The following is a 20517-nucleotide window of genomic DNA, read 5'->3' on the forward strand; positions in this document are numbered from 1 at the left end:
CCGAGCAGCGCATAAAATTCCACCTCAGTGGAATAGCCTATTTATACTCAAAATGAGTATTTGATAGATGTGCAGTTATACTCGATTCGAGTATATTGTCAATCACGGGAAATTGGGAGCTTTGTTCCAGCCAGATGGCGTTCAGAAAGGGCGCGTTCTTCAACGATCGAATAGCGGAACCGGAAGAGCTTTGCCGGGCGACCGCCCGTTTCACTATCGCTATCACCCGTTTCCTCAACGAGGTCCTGTTGTTCGATAAGGCGGCGGAAATTCTGTTTGTGCAATCGCAGACCAGCCAGGGCCTCGACCGTGCGCTGTAACTGCAACAGCGTGAAACTGTCAGGCATTAGTTCAAAAACGACCGGGCGATATTTGATCTTCGCACGCAACCGCGCGATGGCTGTTGCAAGAATTCGGCGATGATCGGCAAACATATGGCGACCGTTTTCTTCATCGCCTTTCCCGGCCTCACTCACCAGACCCGCTTCATAGAGCAACTCATAGCGCTGAAGCACAAGATCTTCATTCCAGCGCTCCCCGTTCAGCCCGAACGAAAATGCAATACGCCGCAAGCGCTGCGCGGTCAGCTCTGCGGATGCAGCCTGATGTGACCAGACACGCAGGCCATTGCTCAAATGACCCACAACCTCCGGCACACCCTGACGGTGATCTTCCCACGGCAGATAATCATACCAGCCGCGCCAGCTCGCCTGTTGACCCGCCGCATCGTCCTCGCGCACAAGGCCAAGATAGCTGATCGAAATGGTACGTTCGCCCTGCCTGTGGCGGTCACGATCAGCAAATGTATAAAGCTGCTCAAGATAACCAACAGGATGTGCGGTTTCGGCCTGCACCCATGCCCGCAACCCCGCTTGCAACGAACGATGCTCCGTCTCGAACGGACCGGATGGCAAAGCCTGCCCCTGACGCACGGTCATGACGCGTGGCTGCTCCCCAGTAACGGCAGTCAAAACAGCGATCAGCTCGGTATGGGCGATATCGTCAGTCAATAAGGGCGTATCTTTCTTCAACTGCCTCTGGTCATTGAGCGATCTGCCATGAGCGCGCCAGTAAACAGGTTTCATGTCATGCCAGTAATAAGACATGACATCATATCGCGCTACCGTATCCAATGAGATGGGAACAAGATTCTGGACCTCGCACAGCCAAAACGGCCTGTCACGGTGTCACATCAAAACCAAACCATTTCATGGACAATCTTGTAATGGTGCCATCGGTTTTTGCGGCGGCGATAGCATCATCGAATTTCTCCCGCAGTTTCGGATCGTTCTTTCGGATACCGACACCCACTCCCCGCCCAAGAATGCCGCCTTTGAAATAGGGGCCGGTCATGACGAGACTTTTGTATTCCGGCATATTCTCAGAAGCATTCAGAAAAGCCCGGGAATGCACGATCAAATCTATCCGGCCCGCTTTCAGGTCCATGACCGCTTCTTCAGCGGTCTTATAGGACACGACCTGCACGCCGCTTTTAAAGTATTGATCGACAAGTGCCGCATTAATGGCGCCGATGACAACGCCAACTTTCGCGCCTTTAATTGCCTGTGCTATATCGCGGATCGTTCCATTCGCGTTTGATGTATCCTGGGGCAGGTAGAAGCTTTGCCCCGTATGCGGCAAAGGATCGTAACGGCTGCCCTTCATAGTCGCAAACACCTGCGGCGTGAGACTGTATGAAGTCGAAAAATCGATGACTTTTTCACGTGCAGGCGTGGCCGATAGCCCCGCCATGATCGCATCGTATTTACCCACATTCAGACCGGCTATCATCCCATCGAAGGGTTGCGCGACAAAGGTACATGTCACCTTCATGTGTGCACAGAGATAATTTCCGAGTTCAATCTCGTAGCCATCCAGCGTGCCGTCTGGCCGCGTCAAATTATAGGGCCGCAAATAGCCTTCTGTCGCAATAGCAAGCCGCGGAAGTTCCGAGGCGATTGCGGCAGTAGCGATAGAAAACACACTGGCAAAAGCCAGAAGAAAGGAAGAGCAAATTTTTTGCATCAAAATACCTGAAGGAAACACCTGAGTGAAATACCAGTTATTTTCAGGCCAACGAAGAAAACATACAAAACCAATTTCTTGGGTGCATTTTATTCTTCAAAAAGAAAACGCCGCCCAATGGGCGGCGTTCAATCTGGAATAATCTATCCGGGTTACGGCGTTACGTCAAAGCCGAACCACTTTTCGGAAAGCTTCTTGATCGTACCGTCAGCCTTGGCAGCTTCGATCGCTTCATTGAACATCTTCTGCAGTTCAGGCTCGTTCTTACGGATACCAACTGCAACACCGCGACCGAGAATGCCGCCCTTGAAGTAAGGACCGGTCATGATGAGGTCTTCATTGCCTGGCTTCTTGGCAGCATCGCTAAGATAAGCCAGCGAAGCAACGACCAGATCGACGCGGCCCGACTTGAGGTCGAGGTCATGCTGATCCGTGGTCTTGTATTCGCGGATTTCTGTAGAATCCTTGAAGTACTTGTCAAGAAGGGAAAGACCAAGCGAAGCGGTCTGAACGCCAACTGTACGACCCTTGATTTCGGCAGCGATTTCGTCGATTGCCTTCTGGCTGGCTTCTTCATCCTTTGCAAGATAAAGCGTTTCGCCAGTGTGTGGCAGCTTGGCGAACGGGCTATCCTTCAGCGTTGCGAAGGTCTGTGGCGTCAAGCCGTAGGAAACCGTGAAGTCGATGGTTTCTTCGCGCTTTGGGGTCGCAGTCAGACCGGCCATGATCGCATCGAATTTACCCGCGTTGAGTGCCGGGATAATGCCGTCGAATGGCTGTGCAACCATGGTGCACTCGACCTTCATGCGTGCGCAGAGATCCTTGTAGAGATCAACTTCATAACCATCCAGCGTGCCATCTGGCTTGGTGAAGTTATACGGACGGAAAGCGCCTTCCGTTGCGATAGTGATCTTGGTCCACTTCTTTTCTTCTGCGTGAGCAGAAGCAGTCGTGAGAACCAGCGCAGAAACAAACAGGGCTTTGAACAATCCCATGGTCTTCATTTGAATTACCTTACGCAGTTATTTGCTGACGCGCCTTGTGGCATAGATCAGCGTTGTTTGAAATGATCAGGCTGCATTTTCGTGGCTGATAAACTTGCGGAAACGCTCGGATTTTGAATTTCCGAACACGTCTTCAGGGGCGCCATCTTCTTCGACCAATCCCTGATGAACAAAGACCACACGATTGGACACATCGCGGGCAAAGCCCATTTCGTGAGTGACGACCAGCATGGTTCGGCCTTCTTCAGCCAGACCACGCATAACGCGCAACACTTCGCCAACCAGTTCCGGATCGAGCGCCGATGTCGGCTCATCAAAGAGCATGACTTTCGGCTTCATGGCGAGCGCACGCGCGATGGCTGCACGCTGCTGCTGACCACCGGAGAGATGGGCGGGATAGAAGTCGCGCTTGTCTGCGATGCCAACCTTGGCCAGAAGCGCTTCCGCTTCTTCAACACATTCAGCGCGCGAACGGCCCTGAACGTAAATTGGCGCTTCAATGATATTTTCGAGAATGGTCTTGTGTGACCAGAGATTGAAGCTCTGGAACACCATGCCAAGCTCGGATCGAATGCGCGAGACTTGCTTCTTGTCAGTCGGATAGGCTTCGCCCTTTGAGTTCTTCGCCATGCGAATAGTCTCGCCAGAAACAGTTACCGTGCCCGATGTCGGGATTTCCAGCAGATTGATGCAACGCAGGAAGGTCGATTTGCCGGAACCTGACGAACCCAGGATCGAGATTACCTCGCCTTCGCGTGCTTCAAGCGAGATGCCTTTGAGCACCTCATTGGCGCCGAAGCTCTTGCGCAGGTTTTCTACTTTCAGCGCCACGTTCGTCTTCATCGGGGCATTGGGAGAGGCGACTTTACTCACGATGTTTTTCCTTCGGTGGTGATCTTGACGACAGGCTGGCGCAGATATGGCGTCAGCTTGTATTCCGCGAACATCAGTGCGCGCGTCAGAACGAAGTTGATGGCGAGATAGATGGCGCCCGCAATGACGAACACCTCAATCGCACGATAGCTTTCCGCAATCAGCTTGGCGGCAATGCCTGTCACTTCCATCAGCGTAATGATGGAGGCCAGCGACGTTGCCTTGACCATGGAGATCATTTCATTGCCATACCCGGGAAGTGCCTGACGAATTGCCAGTGGCATGACGATGCGGCGGAAGCTGGTGAAGCGCGACATGCCGCAGGCTTTTGCTGCTTCAATCTGGCCGCTTGGCACCGACAAAAGCCCACCACGGATGATTTCGCTGGCGTAAGCCGCGTTATTCAGGGTCAGCGCAATGATCGCACACCAATATGGCTCCCGCAGGATCGGCCACAGGAACGAGTAGCGGATGACCGGAAACTGGCTCAGGCCATAATAGATGATGAAAATCTGTACCAGAAGCGGCGTGCCGCGAAACACGAACACATAGAGCCGTGCAATCCAGTCAAGAACAGCGATACCCGACAAACGCATCATGGCAAAAAGCAGTGCCAGAATAGCGCCAAACACAATCGAGCTTGCGGCAAGCTTCAGGGTGAGCGGCACGCCACTCAACATCTGCATGAATGCTTCGGAGTAAAATTCGAGGTTCATTTTGCCCTCCTGACGCCGCGCGAGAAGTGGCGTTCAGCTCTTTGCAGGATAGTGCCTGAGACCGATGAAATCAGCAGGTACAATGCACCGGCAATGAGATAGAAGTTGAACGGCAAACCCGTCGAGCCGGCACCAATCTGTGACTGGCGCAAAATATCAACCACGCCGACGACAGAGATCAGTGCAGATTCCTTAAGCGCTACCTGCCAGACATTGCCCAGACCCGGCAGCGCGTGACGCAGCGACAAGGGAGCAATGATGCGGCGGAACTTAAGCGCCTGCCCCATGCCGCAAGCTGAAGCTGCTTCAAGCTCGCCCTTGGAAACGGCACGGAATGCACCGCGAAACACTTCCGTATGATGCGCGCCGCAGGAAATGCCAATTGCCAGCACACCTGCAAGAAATGCCGGAAAGCCAACAAAGCCTTGCGCTCCGAACATGCGGCCTATCGCTGTCACGGCGGCACTGCCACCGAAATAAAACAGATAGATCACCAGCAGATCAGGAATGCCGCGGATGATTGTCGTGTAACCATCGGCAATGCCGCGCAGCGCAAGACCGCCCGAAATCTTCGCCCAGGCTGCAAACACGCCGATGATTGCGCCAAGCAGAAAGCCGAGAACGGCAAGCGACACGCTTACCAGGGCGGCCATCATCAGCACATGGCCCCAGCCGTCCGGCCCGAAACTCAGGATATCTAGAAAGGCCTTCATGATGCATCAGGCCTTTTGGGGCATAAGGAAATGAACGTCATATTGTTTTCCGGAAATCTCTTTTAGGCTGGTACTGAATTTAGCGCGTGTCTTGATATTTTAATCCAACGCACATCTTATCCGAAAACCGCTTTCACTTTTCGGGATGCGCTTTAGCAGAAACAGGCAAGGCAGGTTGAACACTATCGGGGATAGGATTCACAAAAACGGCACCGCCGAGCTTTTTCTCATGATCTTTTTTGGCCTCGACAATCTGCTCCGGATTCCGGAACAGCTCGATAGCCGTACTTCCCATAATCTTTGCCGCATGCGCCATGCCCTTATGGGCCGCGGGCAGTTTACCCTGCGCCACCATCTGCCATGAATGAAGCGGCGTTCCGATTGCACAAGTTGCGCCTCGCATCTGCACAGTCGGAACAACCCAGCTTACACTTCCCACATCCGTCGAGCCGACGAGCGAGTTATCGCCCTTATAAAGCTCATAGACGCCTTCGCAAAGCGCAAGTTCTGCCTTGGGTTCAACCCCGAACCTTCGGAACGCATCGGAAATATCTTCTTTTGACAGTGTCGCCTGAAAGCGTTGTGCTGTTTCGCGGTCCTGCTCATCAAAAACTGGCGGGCCAAGACGATCAAGCTCACGTTGCATCAGCTGTTCCAGCGGTGCATTGCCAACGAGATTAGCATCACCGCTGACGATCTCGCTCCTGACCGAAGTTTCGGTCATCAAGGCAGCGCCCTCGGCAATCTTTTTAACCCGCTCAAGCAGCACCTGCATTTCCGGCAGGTTTCGCGCGCGGATCAGATAGCGGACACTGGCTTTTGCCTGCACGACATTGGGTGCAAATCCACCCGTATCCGTGACGGCATAATGAATGCGTGCCGAAGACGGCATATGCTCACGCATATAATTGACGCCGACATTCATCAGTTCGACCGCATCAAGCGCACTGCGCCCCAGATGCGGTGCAGAAGCTGCGTGGGCGGCGCGACCCGTGAAGTGAAAATTGATTTCGTTGCAGGCCAGTGAAACCGGATCGTTCACACCAGCAAAAGGTGCCGGATGCCAGCAGAAAGCGATATCGACGTCGTCGAACAGGCCTTCGCGCACCATGAACCCCTTGGCCGACCCGCCTTCTTCGGCAGGACAGCCATAATAACGTACACGACCCTTGATGCCGTGAGCAGCGAGGTAATCCTTGACCGCACTTGCTGCCAGCAACGAGCCTGAACCCAACAGATTATGGCCGCAGCCGTGGCCATTGCCGCCTTCATCAATTGGTCGTTCTTCGGCAACGCCTGCAAACTGGCTCAACCCTGGAAGCGCGTCGAACTCACCTAGAATAGCGATGACCGGACCCTCATCGCCCGCCTCGCCCATTACAGCGGTCGGCAGACCAGCAATACCGCGCTCGACGCGAAAGCCTTCGGCCTGCAACATCGCTGCATGAGCGTCGCTGGACTTATATTCTTCGAAATTCGTTTCCGGGGTATCCCAAACCGCATCGCTCAGTTCAAAATAGGCGGCGCTTTTCGCGTCGACAATATCCCAGATGTCGTGGTGGTTCTTCAACTTGAGGTTCACGCTCTCGGCTCAGGTTTTAACATTTTGGACGGAAGAAGCAGATCATGGACAATAGAGAAGTCCCACATTCCGGCTTCTGCTTTATCGGCTTTTATGGCTGAAACAATCCGATATGACTGCCGCCACAGAAGAGAGCGCTCCTCCCGAGCTGTACTAGTTGTCTGATTTCGACATTTGCATCGCGCTGTTACAAGTGCCGGACAAATGTCGGAATCAGACCACTAGCAAGTTCATGAATCCAGTGGGTTTTTCGAATTTGACGTTTGAAACAGCGTGTATGTCAGCCGGCATTCAAACGCCAAATTCAATCCACTAGAGGTACTCTAAACTTGTGGCAACAGATATAAGTGAAATTGCTCAAAAGCCCCTTCAAAATCGACATTATGGCCAGCAAGAGTTGCCGGATTGATAAGCACTTGTGCGAACATGAACGCGAAATCTCTTGCAAGAGAAGATCAAGTAAGACCCCGACCGAAGGCCGTCCCGGTGAGAACCGACACAGCCTCCGATGGGTAGGTGAGCGCTTTCGAGCTCAACTTCATCCATGTCTCGCGCGCAAAAATTCAAACATTGAACTGGAAGCCATCAACCGTGAATGCTTGTCCCGTGATGAAACAAGGCTCGGAGGTCGCCAGAAAAGTTACCAGACGGGCAACATCGTCGGCACAGCCAAGCCGTCCCAGCGCGATACCCCTGATAACTTCATCCGCACGTTCGGTCACATTCGTATCGATCTCGGTACGAATAACACCGGGGCAAATGGCATTAACAGCAATGTTTGGTCCCAGTTCCTTGGCAAGTGAACGAGTCATGCCAAGGATACCGGCCTTTGCTGCCGCATAAGCGAACTTGCTGACCGCAGCCGTCACGCCGCCTGAATAGGCATTGAGCGACGACATCGAAACAATCCGGCCACCGCCCTGCTTCAGCATATGTGGTGCAGTATGCTGAATGTAGTTGAAGCAGCTTTTCAGATTGATCGCGATGGCGCGGTCGAATTCGTCTTCCGAAATATCAAGAATGCCGACAGGTGCGGAACGCCCGGCATTGTTGAGAAGGAAATCGACACGACCGAACGCATCAACGGTTTCGGCGACAACTTCGCCTGCCCGCTTATGGCTCGAAACATCCGCAACACATTGCAGCGCACGCACACCAAGGCTTTCGATTTCGGCAGCCGTATCCGCCAGTTCCGCTTCCAGCAAATCGACCAGTGTGACGTGATAACCGGCACGCGCCAGATCAAGAGCACAAGCCTTTCCGATGCCCCGCGCGCCTCCGGTGACGATGGCAACCTTGTTTTCAGTGTTCATTTCAAAACGTGCTCCTTTTGTGTTGCCATGTGATGGTATGTCTGTCACATTATTCCACAACAGGAATTTGGTTCACATATATGAACATTGAAAATAACGGCGAAGTGAAATCCGCGGTTCGGGTTCTCGAAATCCTTGAGTTCCTTGCGCGCGCCCACAAACCAGTAACGCTGAAAGCAATCGTTGCGGAGCTGGGCTATCCCAAGAGCAGCACCTTCAATCTGCTCGCCACATTGGTGGCCCGCGCCTATGTCGTTCGCGACGACACTGAATCCTATAAAATTCATGATACATTCCGGAACGGTCCCGGCTGGTGCAGCGGCAGCGACGCTTATCTGATTGCCACAGCACAGCCGATCATGGATGCCATGCGCGACACTGAAGGGGAGACCGTGTTTCTCGGCACGCGCCGCAAAGATGGCCGGGTTAAGCTTCTCGCCAAGAGTGCCAGCCATCAGGTCGTGCGCTTTGATTCCGATCTCACTGGCTCAGACCCCGCATATTGCACGGCAATGGGACGCGTCCTTCTCGCACACTGGCAGCCGGAAAAGACTGCGAGCTATCTCGCAAAAGAGCGCATCATTCCCCTGACCGACAAGACCGTGATCGACCGCGTGCAAATCCGCCGTATCATCGATGCGACCCGCGAGAACGGTTACGCGATTTGCGATGAAGAGGCCGTTATTGGCGGCTCGGGCGTTGCTGCGCCGGTGTTTGACGCCAGCGGCGAGGTTATCGCAACACTCAATATGGCTACGATTTCATCACGCTTCACCGCTTGCCGACAGCGCATGATCGACGCTGTGGTCAAGCATGCGAGCGAACTGAGCGCGCGCCTCGGACACAAACCATCCACAACAGACAAGCAGTAAAATGGACATTCATTTCGAAGAAAAAAGAGTCCTGGTGACCGGTGCCGCAAGGGGAATTGGTCGTGCAATATGCGAGGCATTTGCCGCCGATGGCGCCCATGTGACCGCCACCGATGTTCTTGACGACGAACTCGCAACCCTTGTCAGCCAAGCGCGTCCTGCACGCGGTGGATCAATTCGCGCAGTTCATCTCGATGTAACCGATGAGGCCGCGATCGCGAAACTGGCATCTGAGGCCGAGGCCGAAGGCGGCTTCGATGTTTTCGTACATGTGGCCGGTGGTGTTCTGGGTCAGAAAAAGCGCCCGCTGGAAGATGTGCCCGCCGCAGACTGGGATCGCATCTATGATATCAATGTGCGCGGCGCTTTTCTCGTTGCGCGCGCCATCGTCCCGGCGATGAAAAGCCGTGGCTCAGGCAAAATGGTCTTCATTTCGAGCGGTGCCGGTCTCGGTGTCAGCCTGACCGGGATTCAAGCTTACGCCAGCGCCAAGGCGGCTCTCATCAGTCTTGCGCGCCAGCTTGGTCATGAACTTGGGCCATTCGGCATCAATGTGAATGCCGTCGCACCCGGTTTCCTGCGCACAAGCCCCGATTACGAACGTCAGTGGGCCTCATATGGAGACGACGGCCAGGCCGCGATGCTCAATGAAATTCCGCTGCGCCGGATCGGGTTGCCGGAAGATATCTCAAACGCCGTTCTGTTCCTGGCTTCCCCCTATGCGAGCTGGATCACCGGGCAGACCTTGTCGGTTAGTGGAGGGCCAACAACATGACCACAGAAACACCTGTTCCAACATGGACGTGGCCGGAAGAACGGCTGCAGACCATCATGAACCGCGCGCGCGCTGGACGCAGTCTGAAACCGTCTGTTTGGCCTGAAGGTGCCAGATGCGCGGTTGGCCTGTCGTTTGATTCCGACCATGATACGTTTGAATTGCGTGACGGCGGCCGCTCTATTTCGGCCCTTTCGCAAGGCCAGTTCGGACCAAGACAGGGTATTCCACGCATTCGCGAGCTTTTGCGCCGCGACAATATTCCTGCAACGTTCTTTGTGCCTGCGGTTTCAGCAATACATTATCCTGAAGAACAGCGTGCCCTGATCGACGAAGGCCATGAGATTGCCCTGCATGGCTGGATTCATGAGCGCAACACCCTGCTCGACGGCGATACCGAACGTGATCTTCAGCATCGATCCGCTGATGCTCTGGAAAAGATTACCGGAGTTCGTCCTGTCGGCATCCGGACACCATCATGGGACTTCAGCGACAACACGCTGCAAATCACAGCCGAGATGGGCCTGATTTATGACTCATCCCTCATGGCCGATGTCGACTGCTATGAGCTGCTGCTCAACGGTGAACCCTCTGGTGTAACCGAACTGCCTGTCGAATGGATTCGCGACGATGCGGCCTATCTTGTGATGGATCGTTGGGGCGGCCTGCGCCCGCAAATCGCGCCGCATGATATTCTCCAGATATTCATACGCGAGTTTGATGCGGCCTATGAAGAAGGCGGGATTTTCCAGCTGACCATGCACCCCGACATAATCGGCCATCGGTCGCGGATTTGGATACTCAAAGAGCTGATTGGCCACATTCGTCAACACAAGGATATCTGGTTCGCAACACATGCGGACATTGCGCGGTATGCGACGCTAAACGGCTGATACGACTGGTTTTTCTGATCAAGATATTGCACCTGGTCCGGGATTCGGGCCGGGTGATACCGCTTTGTCCTGCGCCATCGCCTCGTTCACAAAATCGGAATTAAATTCATATATGTGAACAATATTCTGCTTTTCATCACCCGATAGCAGGTCCACACTCATTGATGAGACGGGTGCGAAAAATGGTTCTCAGCAGAAGACCGCATCCCGATATCGATAAGAACGAGGGAACTATGTTCAAAAAAATCGCAGCTATCAGCCTTTGCACTTTGTCCGTTTTTTACAGCGGCAGCGTTCTTGCCAAAGAATGGAAAACGGTAACCGTTGGCGTTGAAGGTGCTTTTCCGCCCTTCAATCTGACCACGCCCAGCGGCGAGCTTCAGGGACTTGATCTTGATGTCATTAAGGAAGTCTGCAAGCGGGCTGAGCTTGAATGCAATATCGTGGCGCAGGACTGGGATGGCCAGATTCCATCGCTTCTCGCTGGCAAATTTGACGTCGTCCTGACAATGGGCCCCAATCCAGAGCGCCGTAAGGTTATCGATTTCTCCGACCCTTATGTGATCACGCCAAATACCTTCCTCGTCCCTGCCGAAGGTCCGCTTGCCAATCTTCCGCACACGGGAGAAAGCCTCAACACCGATACCGAAGAAGGCAAGAAGGCCATCGCCGATATCAAGGAAGCAGTGAAAGGCATGACGCTGGGCGCTTCGCTTTCAACGAGCCAGCTGCAATTTGTTGAGCAGAATTTTGGCGATGCCGCTCAGGTTCGCTCTTACAAGGGTTCCGAACAGGTCAAGCTCGATCTGCAATCCGGCCGCCTCGACGGTCAGTATGACAATGTCGTGTTTGCGCGCGACCGTGCTGAAAAAAGCAATGGTGCGCTCAAGATCACCGGCCCGCTTCTTGTGGGCGGCATTCAGGCAACGAATGTTTGTATTGGTCTGCGCAAGGATGAACCGGAGCTCAAAGCAAAGCTCAACAAAGCACTTGGCGAAATGCAGTCCGATGGGACGCTCTCGAAAATGTCTGAGAAATGGTTCTCTATGGATCTGAGCCCAAAGGGCTGATCTCTTTTTAGGATCGAAACTAAAAAAGCGCGCTGTTTTCACAGCGCGCTTTTTTATACATCAGAAATTCCAGTCGTCGTCTTCAGTCGCGACAGCCTTGCCGATGACATAAGACGAACCAGAGCCCGAGAAGAAGTCATGGTTCTCGTCAGCATTTGGCGAAAGCGCTGAGAGGATCGCCGGATTGACCTTGCAGGCCTCAGCCGGGAAGAGCGCTTCGTAACCCAGGTTCATCAATGCCTTATTCGCATTGTAGTGCAGGAACTTCTTCACGTCCTCGGTCAGACCAACGCCATCATAAAGCGCTTCGGTATAACGCACTTCATTGTCATAGAGCTCAAGCAAAAGATCGAAGGAGAAATCCTTGACTTCCTGCTTTTTTTCTTCGCTCAGCGTCTCGATTGCGCGCTGGAACTTGTACCCGATATAGTAGCCGTGTACGGCTTCATCACGGATGATAAGGCGGATCAGGTCAGCTGTGTTGGTGAGCTTGGCGCGGCTCGACCAATACATAGGCAGATAAAAGCCCGAATAGAACAGGAAGCTTTCCAGAAACACGCTGGCGATCTTCTTCTTGAGAGGATCGTCAGAGCGGTAATTATCTAGAATGAGCTGCGACTTCTTCTGCAGGAACTCGTTTTCTTCCGACCAGCGATAAGCATCGTCAACGTCTGGCGTCAGGCACAGTGTCGAGAAGATCGACGAATAGGAGCGCGCGTGAACCGCTTCCATGAAGGAGATGTTCGACAGAACGGCTTCTTCATGTGGCGTTGCAGCATCGTCCATGAGCTTGACCGAGCCGACCGCGTTCTGAATTGTGTCCAGCAGCGTAAGGCCCGTGAAAACACGGATGGTCAGCTGCTGTTCTTCAGCTTTAAGCGTTTCCCACGACTGGATGTCGTTTGACAGCGGCACTTTTTCCGGCAGCCAGAAATTGCCTGTCAGACGGTTCCAGACCTCGAGGTCCTTATCGTCATCAATGCGGTTCCAGTTGATAGCGCGCACGAGACCAGGCTTCTTGGCCGAGTTGGACTTGAATTGCATATTCATGGATTTCACCTTGGTCATAGGGCGCAGGACACGCAGCCTTCAACCTGCGTCCCTTCTAGCGCCATCTGGCGCAAGCGGATGTAATAAATGGTCTTGATACCCTTCTTCCAGGCATAGATCTGTGCCTTGTTGATATCGCGCGTGGTGGCGGTATCACGGAAGAACAGCGTCAGCGACAGGCCCTGATCGACGTGCTGGGTAGCAGCCGCATAGGTATCGATGATCTTTTCCGGTCCGATCTCGTAGGCGTCCTGATAATAATCCAGATTGTCATTCGTCATGAAGGCAGCCGGGTAATAAACGCGGCCGATCTTGCCTTCCTTACGGATTTCAATCTTGGAAACAATCGGATGGATCGAAGAGGTCGAGTGGTTGATGTAGGAGATCGAGCCTGTCGGCGGTACGGCCTGCAGATTCTGGTTATAAAGTCCGCCTTCCATGACGGCCTTTTTCAGCTCCTGCCAATCTTCCTGTGTCGGGATGGCAATGCCAGCCGTCTCGAAGATTTCACGAACCCTCTCAGTCGCAGGCTCCCAGACCTGATCGGTATACTTGTCGAAATATTCGCCGGAAGCGTATTTGGACTTCTCGAAGCCCTTGAACGAGCCGCCCTGTTCAACCGCGAGGCGATTGGAAGCGCGGATTGCGTGATAGGCCACCGTGTAGAAGTAGATATTGGTGAAATCGACGCCTTCGTCCGAACCGTAATAAATACGCTCACGGGCGAGATAGCCGTGCAGATTCATCTGGCCAAGGCCGATCGCATGGCTCTCATCATTGCCGCGTGCAATGGACGGAACCGAACCGATATGGCTCATGTCCGCAACAGCGGTCAGCGCGCGGATCGAGGTTTCGATGGTCTTGCCGAAATCCGGGCTGTCCATCGCTGCTGCGATATTGAGCGAGCCAAGGTTGCAGGAGATATCCTTGCCGAGGTGCTCATAGGACAGATCTTCGTTGAAGACACTGGCTTCACTCACCTGAAGAATTTCCGAGCAGAGATTGCTCATGGTGATGCGGCCATCAATCGGATTGGCACGGTTCACCGTGTCTTCGAACATGATGTATGGATAGCCGGATTCAAACTGGATTTCTGCCAGAACCTGGAAGAAATCACGCGCATTGATCTTCTTCTTGCGAATACGGCCATCATTGACCATTTCGCGATACTTCTCGGTAACGGAGATTTCCGTCATCGGCACGCCATAGACGCGTTCAACGTCATAAGGCGAGAAGAGGTACATATCCTCGTCATTCTTGGCGAGTTCGAACGTGATGTCCGGGATTACCACGCCAAGCGACAGCGTCTTGATGCGGATCTTTTCGTCGGCATTTTCACGCTTGGTATCAAGGAAGCGCATGATGTCGGGATGGTGCGCGTTCAGATAAACTGCGCCCGCACCCTGACGTGCACCGAGCTGGTTTGCATAGGAGAACGAATCTTCCAGGAGCTTCATCACCGGAATGATGCCGGACGACTGGTTCTGGATCTGCTTGATCGGCGCACCGGATTCACGGATATTGGTCAGGCTCAGTGCCACGCCACCGCCGCGCTTGGAAAGCTGCAAGGCGGAATTGATGGAACGACCGATCGACTCCATGTTGTCTTCAACGCGCAGAAGAAAGCACGAGACGAGCTCGCCGCGCTGCTTTTTACCCGCATTGAGGAAGGTCGGCGTTGCTGGCTGATAGCGGCCCGAAATGATTTCATCAACCATCTCACGCGCATGCTGTTCGTTGCCACGCGCAAGCGCAAGCGCCACCATGCAGACACGGTCTTCATAGCGCTCAAGATAGCGCTGACCGTCAAAGGTCTTCAACGTGTAGCTGGTGTAATATTTGAACGCACCGAGGAAGGTCGGGAAGCGGAATTTCTTGTCATAGGCATGATCAAAGAGATCGCGCACGAAGTTGAAGGCGTACTGGTCCAGCACTTCCCGCTCATAATAGCCTTCAGTAACCAGATAATCGAGCTTTTCACGCAGATTGTGAAAGAACACGGTGTTCTGGTTGACGTGCTGAAGAAAATACTGCTGCGCGGCCTGACGGTCGCATTCAAGCTGAATTTTTCCTTCATCGTCATAAAGGTTCAACATCGCATTGAGCGCATGATAGTCCAGCCCGGTCTCCGGCAGCTTCGCAGCCTTGCCTGCCGCCGACGCTGATGGCTCGTGCTTTTCCGATGAGGCGACCGTCTCGCGCTCACGGGTCAAGGTTGTGTCTGCCGTGTCCAAAATCGTTCCATCCCGTCTTTAACATTGCCAAGGTCTTCGTCAGTTCCCAAAAGCTCGAAGCGATAGAGATAGGGAACCTTACACTTGGCAGAAATGATCTTACCGGCGAGACCAAAGGCCTCACCGAAATTGCTGTTACCTGCGGCGATGACGCCGCGAATGAGGGATCGGTTATCCGCATCATTAAGAAAGCGAATGACCGGCTTGGGAACAGCGCCTTTCGCGCCACCGCCGCCATAGGTCGGTGTTACAAGTACAAAGGGCTCATTGACCCGCAGGAGGCCAGTATTATCTTCATAGCTCTCCAGCGGAATGCGCTGTGAGCGCATGCCAAGCCGCATCACGAAGCGATGCGTGTTCTCTGAACGGCTGGAGAAATAGATAATGTTGCCCATTGCGAAATCCCGACGGCGATTGGCTAAAGTGCATCTCGTTTACCAGAACCACAGATGATGCACTTTAGTTCCTTTTCAAGGCACGTCTTAACTCCAAAACGGGTGCCCGATTTTGGAGTCATACTTCATCAAGCAAGTGCGTTGATCATATCCGGGCGGAAGCCAGCCCAATGGGTTTCACCCACAACAACAACCGGCACCTGACGGTAGCCGAGACCCTGAACGAGATCGAACGCATCAGCATCGGCAGAAATGTCGATGACATCATATTCAATGCCCTGACGGTCGAGCGCGCGAGTGGTGGCGGTGCACTGGACGCAGGCGGGCTTGCTATAGACGGTGACGTTCATTTTTTCCTCACTGGGGATAGATTGTATCGGTTGCGTCTTACAAAGATGAAGACGCGAAAAAACGTTCACGCATTGCAAAATGCGCGCAATAAAGACTCGGAAGTTTGACAAACACGGCTTACCTAAACGGCAAACCAGACACGTTAGCCCGTAAAGGGTGGACCGGAAATGTTAGGCCTCAAATCACTCGACATGTGTGTCACCCCGAAACTTTGGAGAGATATTCGGGGGCAGCAACAGACATGACAAACTCTGCCACACCCTATTGCGCGCCAACCGGACATCTCGCCCGTGGACGTTCATGTTCAAGGCACGTCTCCTGGCTCGCGACTCATCGCTCTCTGTCCCTCTTACCGGAATTTACCAGTGACATATGGACTTAAAGCTTGCCGCTTACAGATGCGGGACAACTACGATATTGCTCACATTCATCATGAATGAAACGCACCGTATTGCCATTTTCGCTTTTCGACCCTTACGAATCGCAAGGGCCTTGAACACAAGATATAGTACTCGAAGTTAAAAAGTCGTCAATGGATAGACGGTTCAAAAAAATTAAATATGGGCGTTATTGAGGCTCGCCTGTGAATAGCAGGGATATCTCCGAACCTTTATTCATTTGACCCGATAGGCTTAGGCCGGAACTCCGGCTTTATAGCCTTCAAAGCCATCCGATCCACCAGATATGGTGCAATCAGTTTCAGCCAGCGCCCGAATCGCATCTGCCGGGTCATCAATACCTCGCGCTTGCGTCGACTGATTCCCTCCAGCATCAACCTTACTGCCTGTTGGACAGACATCATATCGCCTTCCCGCACGCCGCTCATACCCAAAGCGCCGCCACTCGCGCCATACCCGACTTTACGTATGTCCGTTTTGACCACACCGGGATAAACAATCGTCACCGATATGCCGCTTGGCTCCAACTCCGAACGCAAAGCCTCACAAAAGCCGGACAATGCAAACTTTGTACCGCTATAGGCTGTCCGCCCCGGCACACCGATCAGCCCCGCGACCGATGAGACGGCAACAATACGGCCTTTGGTTTTGGCAAGATGTGGCAGAGCTGCATGAATCGGCCAGACGCTGCCCCAATAATTAAGCTCCATCAGATCATGCATCCATTGCAGGTCTTCCGGTCTGATTTCGGCAAAATTGGCATGGGCAGACATGCCTGCATTGACGATCAGCGTGTCGATCTGCCCAAAAGCAGCAACCGTCTTCTCTATAAGCGCAATGCAGGCGTTACGATCCGTCACGTCAGTGGGCACGATCAGAACTTTGCTACCCGACTGCTCCAGTTCAGAAGCCAGGTCTTGCAGTTTCTCGACATTGCGTGCGGCAAGAACGAGCCCCGCCCGATTTCCATCGCGTAAAGCAATCTGCCGGGCTGTCTCAGCACCAATACCGTCCGATGCTCCCGTTATAATCGTCACGTCCATGTAAAGCCCTCCCAAGCCGATCCGCATAATGTCATCGCTAGCTTACTAGCCACAGCCCAAAACCGTCCACCACGCATTTCGGGAATGTGACAACACATGTTGATCGAAGGGATAAATTGACAGTCCTGTTCCATTTCCTGTATCGATCTAATAATCCTGAACATTGTTCAATAGGTTGAACAATTAAGAAGAGGTCCTCCCAAGCATCTCTTCAAACCGACCGGTGCATCGGCTGCATCGGGAAACTGTCGGACCGGCTTTTCCTCGTGCGAAAGCCGGCCCGCTCACAAACCCAGCGCCTGCGTGCCGACGAGGAATGAGAGACCTCGGCTCTGGGGAATTTGGATAAGGGTGGAAATATGACTGAAGGGATCAAGCCATTTTCGTTCGACACGGTCGGCTCGATGTTCGTTGAGTGGGGGGCTGCAAAGCGTCTCGGCGAGATTCTGGGCGAACGGTTCTCCGAACGCAAAATCCTCATTGTGACCGACAAGGGCCTGCATAAGGCTGGCGTCCTGAACGAAGCTCTCGCTTCGCTTGAAAAAGCGGGCTTCGGCATCAGCATTTTTGACGATGTCGTCGCTGATCCGCCAGAATCGGTGCTTCTCGCATGTGTTGATCAGGCAAAAGCCGCCAATTGCGATATCGTTCTGGGCCTCGGTGGCGGCTCCTCAATGGATATAGCGAAACTGGCTGCCGTGCTGGTTGTATCCGCGCAGGAACTGTCCGAGCTATACGGTATTGGCAAAGTACAGGGCAGCCGCCTGCCACTGATCCAGATCCCGACCACTGCGGGCACAGGCTCGGAAGTGACCAACATCACGATCCTGACCACAGGCGAAACCACCAAGATGGGTGTCGTATCCCGTCAGCTTTATGCTGATTTCGTCATCCTCGATGCCGAACTGACCTGCGGCCTGCCCGCCCTTCACACGGCGGCGACCGGCATTGATGCCATGGTCCATGCCATTGAAGCCTATACAAGTCGCATCAAGAAAAACCCGCTTTCCGATGCTTTTGCGCGCGAAGCGCTTAAATTGCTTTCAGCCAATCTGGTTGCTGCTTGCGAAAACGGCACGGACCGCCATGCCCGCGAAGCCATGCTGCTTGGCGCAAACTATGCCGGTCAGGCCTTCTCCAACGCCCCTGTTGGTGCTGTTCATGCGCTGGCTTATCCGCTGGGTGGTCATTATCATGTCCCGCACGGCCTCTCCAATGCGCTGATGCTTGGTCCGGTCCTTCGCTTCAACATGGCAGGTGCTGCTCCTCTTTATGCAGAACTTGCCGATCTCCTGCTTGGAACAAGTGAAGGGACGAGCGAAGAACGCTCGGCGGCTTTCGTTGATTACATGGAGGATCTGATGAACCGCTCCGGCGCACCACGCCGTTTGCGCGATGTCGATGTGACCGAAGAAAGCCTCGAAATGCTGGCGCGCGATGCAATGCTTCAGACCCGTCTGCTGGGTAATAATCCAGTCGATGTCACTGAAGCGGATGCTTTGGCGCTCTATCGCGAAGCATTCTGAGCCAATAGCTAAAGCTTTAGAAACAGCATCCCGGAAGAGCAGGCTCTATTATACCAAGGCGCTAAGATGCTGACGCATCACGCCTTGAAAAGGTTCAGTCGCCACACGGGCTTAGCCAATATCCAATGAGTTGTACTCATCCGATATTGATATCAGCCACTCTTCCGAAGCTCTGTTTCGTCCTTATGGAGTAAAATCTTGAGCACTGAACGCATCGACGGTCAGGAGCAGCCATATTGGCCTGCCGGACCCTTCAAAATCCGACTTCCTTTCGTTCACTACAAAATCGAGTGGCCTGATTATTTTCAGGGCTTGCTCATGTGTGCTGTGGACCTGTCCGCCATTCCATTGATGACGGAACTCCTCGGCATGCCTTTCGAGGTGGCCCTTGCAGTCGTCATTCTAAACGGCCTTTTCTATCTCACTCACCATCTATTGGGTGATCCTGTGGTGCCAGGCTGGATCACGCCGGCCATTCCGCTTCTGATGGCCTATTGCGCCACTTTCCCGGAAGGCCCGGAACGTGTGCATGCACTCGTCGCGTTTCAAATGATGCTCGGTATATTCTCGATATTTATCGGGGCGACCGGTCTCGCACATCGCGTCGTGCAATTGATCCCATCAGCAATCAAGGCCGGGGTTATCGTTGGGGCAGGTTTTGCCGCCGTAATCACCGTATTCAATGTCGGGGGCCGTTTCGATAGTTTCCCCTTCACGATCAGCATCGCCGTCGGCCTTGGCTTCTATGTGATTTTCTCCCGCCATTTTGCACGCATCAAAAACAGCAATCCCGTTCTGGCAACCATCGGCAAGCTGGGTATCTTCCCTATCATCCTGCTGGCGGTGATCATTGCTCCGTTGTTTGGCGAGGCCTCATGGCCGAAAATCGAGTGGGCATTTACAAGCCCGGATTTCGGTACGCTCTGGCGTGAATACACAATCTTCGGTCTCGGAATGCCGCCGCTATCGATGTTCCTGACAGCCATTCCAACCATGTTGGCTGCATATATTGTTCTCTTCGGTGACGTTTTGCAGAGCCGTGCCATTTTGAAGGAGGCTGATGAAGCCCGTCCTGACGAAAAAATCGACTACAGTCCCGACCGCGCGCACCTGATCTTCGGTGGGCGCAATGCGGCCATGAGTGTGCTTGGACCAGATGTTTGCATGTGCGGCCCTCTCTGGTCAGCCATGCATGTGGTTATCGTCGAGCGTTTCTCACAAGGCAAAAAGGCAATGCATTCGCTCTTTGGCGGTGCCGGATCTTTCCGCTGGGGAACCAATACCGGTTTGCTCCTGATGCCAATCGTAACACTCGTTCAGCCGATCCTCGGTGTAGCCCTTGCACTGACATTGCTTATTCAGGGCTATGTGTCCGTGCGCGTCGGCATTCTCGAAGCACGCTCGCAGCGTGACCTGGGCATCGCCGGCATCGTGGGCGCTGTGCTTGCTACGCGTGGCGCAGCGTGGGCATTCGCAACTGGCGTTGTTCTTTGCCTGCTCATTTACGGCCGCGACTTCTTCCGTGGCGAAGTGGACAGCACATTTACCAAGGATAAGTAATCACACTCCGGGGCGGCTCCAGTTAACACCTGGCAATTGGAGCCGCTCTGAAACTTTGATCTGATGCGCATCTCGTCCAAAACCTATTTACAATAAACACTAATTTGCCTCCGCCTGAATATTC

At 53.6% G+C, this 20517-nt stretch carries 19 protein-coding genes and 1 riboswitch; of the genes, 6 read left to right on the forward strand and 13 right to left on the reverse strand.

Features of this window, described 5'->3' with window-relative positions:
- Positions 1-98 precede the first annotated feature (98 nt).
- The 8 genes from CEV32_RS07425 to CEV32_RS07460 all read right to left on the reverse strand — a co-directional run bounded on the left by CEV32_RS07425 (position 99) and on the right by CEV32_RS07460 (position 8226).
- A complete protein-coding gene (locus tag CEV32_RS07425) occupies positions 99-1010 on the reverse strand; it encodes an NUDIX hydrolase (protein WP_094575812.1) in 912 nt (303 codons plus the stop codon).
- A gap of 169 nt (positions 1011-1179) precedes the next feature.
- Positions 1180-2025: a transporter substrate-binding domain-containing protein gene (locus tag CEV32_RS07430; protein WP_235818760.1), complete on the reverse strand. Its 846-nt coding sequence runs from the start codon at positions 2023-2025 to the stop codon at positions 1180-1182.
- Positions 2026-2177: 152 nt separating this feature from the next.
- Positions 2178-3029 carry a transporter substrate-binding domain-containing protein gene (locus CEV32_RS07435; RefSeq protein WP_094575754.1) on the reverse strand — a complete coding sequence of 284 codons (852 nt, stop codon included), beginning with the start codon at positions 3027-3029 and terminating at the stop codon, positions 2178-2180.
- Between the two features lie 66 nt (positions 3030-3095).
- Entirely contained in the window at positions 3096-3902 is an 807-nt protein-coding gene (locus CEV32_RS07440; RefSeq protein WP_094575756.1) for an ABC transporter ATP-binding protein, read from the reverse strand.
- Entirely contained in the window at positions 3899-4618 is a 720-nt protein-coding gene (locus CEV32_RS07445) for an ABC transporter permease (protein ID WP_094575758.1), read from the reverse strand. Before CEV32_RS07445 ends, CEV32_RS07440 begins: the two co-directional genes overlap by 4 nt.
- Positions 4615-5331, reverse strand: coding sequence for an ABC transporter permease (locus CEV32_RS07450; RefSeq protein WP_094575760.1), 717 nt, complete (start codon positions 5329-5331; stop codon positions 4615-4617). The genes CEV32_RS07445 and CEV32_RS07450 overlap by 4 nt, the downstream gene beginning before the upstream one ends.
- Positions 5332-5464: 133 nt before the next feature.
- Entirely contained in the window at positions 5465-6913 is a 1449-nt protein-coding gene (locus CEV32_RS07455; RefSeq protein ID WP_094575762.1) for a M20 family metallopeptidase, read from the reverse strand.
- Positions 6914-7476: 563 nt separating this feature from the next.
- A complete protein-coding gene (locus CEV32_RS07460) occupies positions 7477-8226 on the reverse strand; it encodes an SDR family NAD(P)-dependent oxidoreductase (protein ID WP_094575764.1) in 750 nt (249 codons plus the stop codon).
- Positions 8227-8306: 80 nt separating this feature from the next.
- Between CEV32_RS07460 and CEV32_RS07465 the strand changes: the two genes are divergently transcribed.
- The 4 genes from CEV32_RS07465 (at position 8307) to CEV32_RS07480 (ending at position 11836) form a co-directional block, all read left to right on the forward strand.
- Entirely contained in the window at positions 8307-9098 is a 792-nt protein-coding gene (locus CEV32_RS07465; protein WP_094575766.1) for an IclR family transcriptional regulator, read from the forward strand.
- A 34-nt stretch (positions 9099-9132) separates the two neighbouring features.
- The gene (locus CEV32_RS07470) at positions 9133-9873 is read left to right on the forward strand and encodes an SDR family NAD(P)-dependent oxidoreductase (RefSeq protein WP_235818761.1); all 741 of its coding nucleotides are present in this window, start codon (positions 9133-9135) and stop codon (positions 9871-9873) included.
- Complete coding sequence (locus CEV32_RS07475) at positions 9870-10766, forward strand: polysaccharide deacetylase family protein (protein WP_094575770.1); 897 nt, start codon at positions 9870-9872, stop codon at positions 10764-10766. The genes CEV32_RS07470 and CEV32_RS07475 overlap by 4 nt, the downstream gene beginning before the upstream one ends.
- A gap of 233 nt (positions 10767-10999) precedes the next feature.
- Positions 11000-11836 carry a transporter substrate-binding domain-containing protein gene (locus CEV32_RS07480; protein WP_094575816.1) on the forward strand — a complete coding sequence of 279 codons (837 nt, stop codon included), beginning with the start codon at positions 11000-11002 and terminating at the stop codon, positions 11834-11836.
- Positions 11837-11896: 60 nt separating this feature from the next.
- On the opposite strand, the gene nrdF is transcribed toward CEV32_RS07480, so the two are convergent.
- From nrdF to CEV32_RS07505, 5 genes are all read right to left on the reverse strand, one after another.
- Positions 11897-12886 (reverse strand): class 1b ribonucleoside-diphosphate reductase subunit beta, encoded by a 990-nt coding sequence (nrdF, locus tag CEV32_RS07485; RefSeq protein ID WP_094575818.1) that lies wholly within the window; start codon positions 12884-12886, stop codon positions 11897-11899.
- 14 nt (positions 12887-12900) lie between these two features.
- A complete protein-coding gene (gene nrdE, locus CEV32_RS07490; RefSeq protein ID WP_094575772.1) occupies positions 12901-15120 on the reverse strand; it encodes a class 1b ribonucleoside-diphosphate reductase subunit alpha in 2220 nt (739 codons plus the stop codon).
- Positions 15096-15515 carry a class Ib ribonucleoside-diphosphate reductase assembly flavoprotein NrdI gene (gene nrdI / locus CEV32_RS07495; RefSeq protein ID WP_094575774.1) on the reverse strand — a complete coding sequence of 140 codons (420 nt, stop codon included), beginning with the start codon at positions 15513-15515 and terminating at the stop codon, positions 15096-15098. Before nrdI ends, nrdE begins: the two co-directional genes overlap by 25 nt.
- Positions 15516-15643: 128 nt before the next feature.
- The gene (nrdH, locus tag CEV32_RS07500; RefSeq protein WP_094575776.1) at positions 15644-15865 is read right to left on the reverse strand and encodes a glutaredoxin-like protein NrdH; all 222 of its coding nucleotides are present in this window, start codon (positions 15863-15865) and stop codon (positions 15644-15646) included.
- 292 nt (positions 15866-16157) lie between these two features.
- A riboswitch (cobalamin riboswitch) is annotated at positions 16158-16376 on the reverse strand.
- Between the two features lie 100 nt (positions 16377-16476).
- Positions 16477-17307 (reverse strand): SDR family oxidoreductase, encoded by an 831-nt coding sequence (locus tag CEV32_RS07505; protein WP_094575778.1) that lies wholly within the window; start codon positions 17305-17307, stop codon positions 16477-16479.
- Positions 17308-17666: 359 nt separating this feature from the next.
- Between CEV32_RS07505 and CEV32_RS07510 the strand changes: the two genes are divergently transcribed.
- Both CEV32_RS07510 and CEV32_RS07515 read left to right on the forward strand, forming a co-directional pair.
- On the forward strand, positions 17667-18833 hold the full coding sequence (locus tag CEV32_RS07510; RefSeq protein WP_094575780.1) for an iron-containing alcohol dehydrogenase: 1167 nt from the start codon (positions 17667-17669) through the stop codon (positions 18831-18833).
- Between the two features lie 198 nt (positions 18834-19031).
- Positions 19032-20393 carry a hypothetical protein gene (locus tag CEV32_RS07515; protein ID WP_094575782.1) on the forward strand — a complete coding sequence of 454 codons (1362 nt, stop codon included), beginning with the start codon at positions 19032-19034 and terminating at the stop codon, positions 20391-20393.
- Positions 20394-20517 lie beyond the last annotated feature (124 nt).

This window comes from Brucella rhizosphaerae (assembly GCF_002252475.1).
Classification (GTDB): Bacteria; Pseudomonadota; Alphaproteobacteria; order Rhizobiales; family Rhizobiaceae; genus Brucella; species Brucella rhizosphaerae.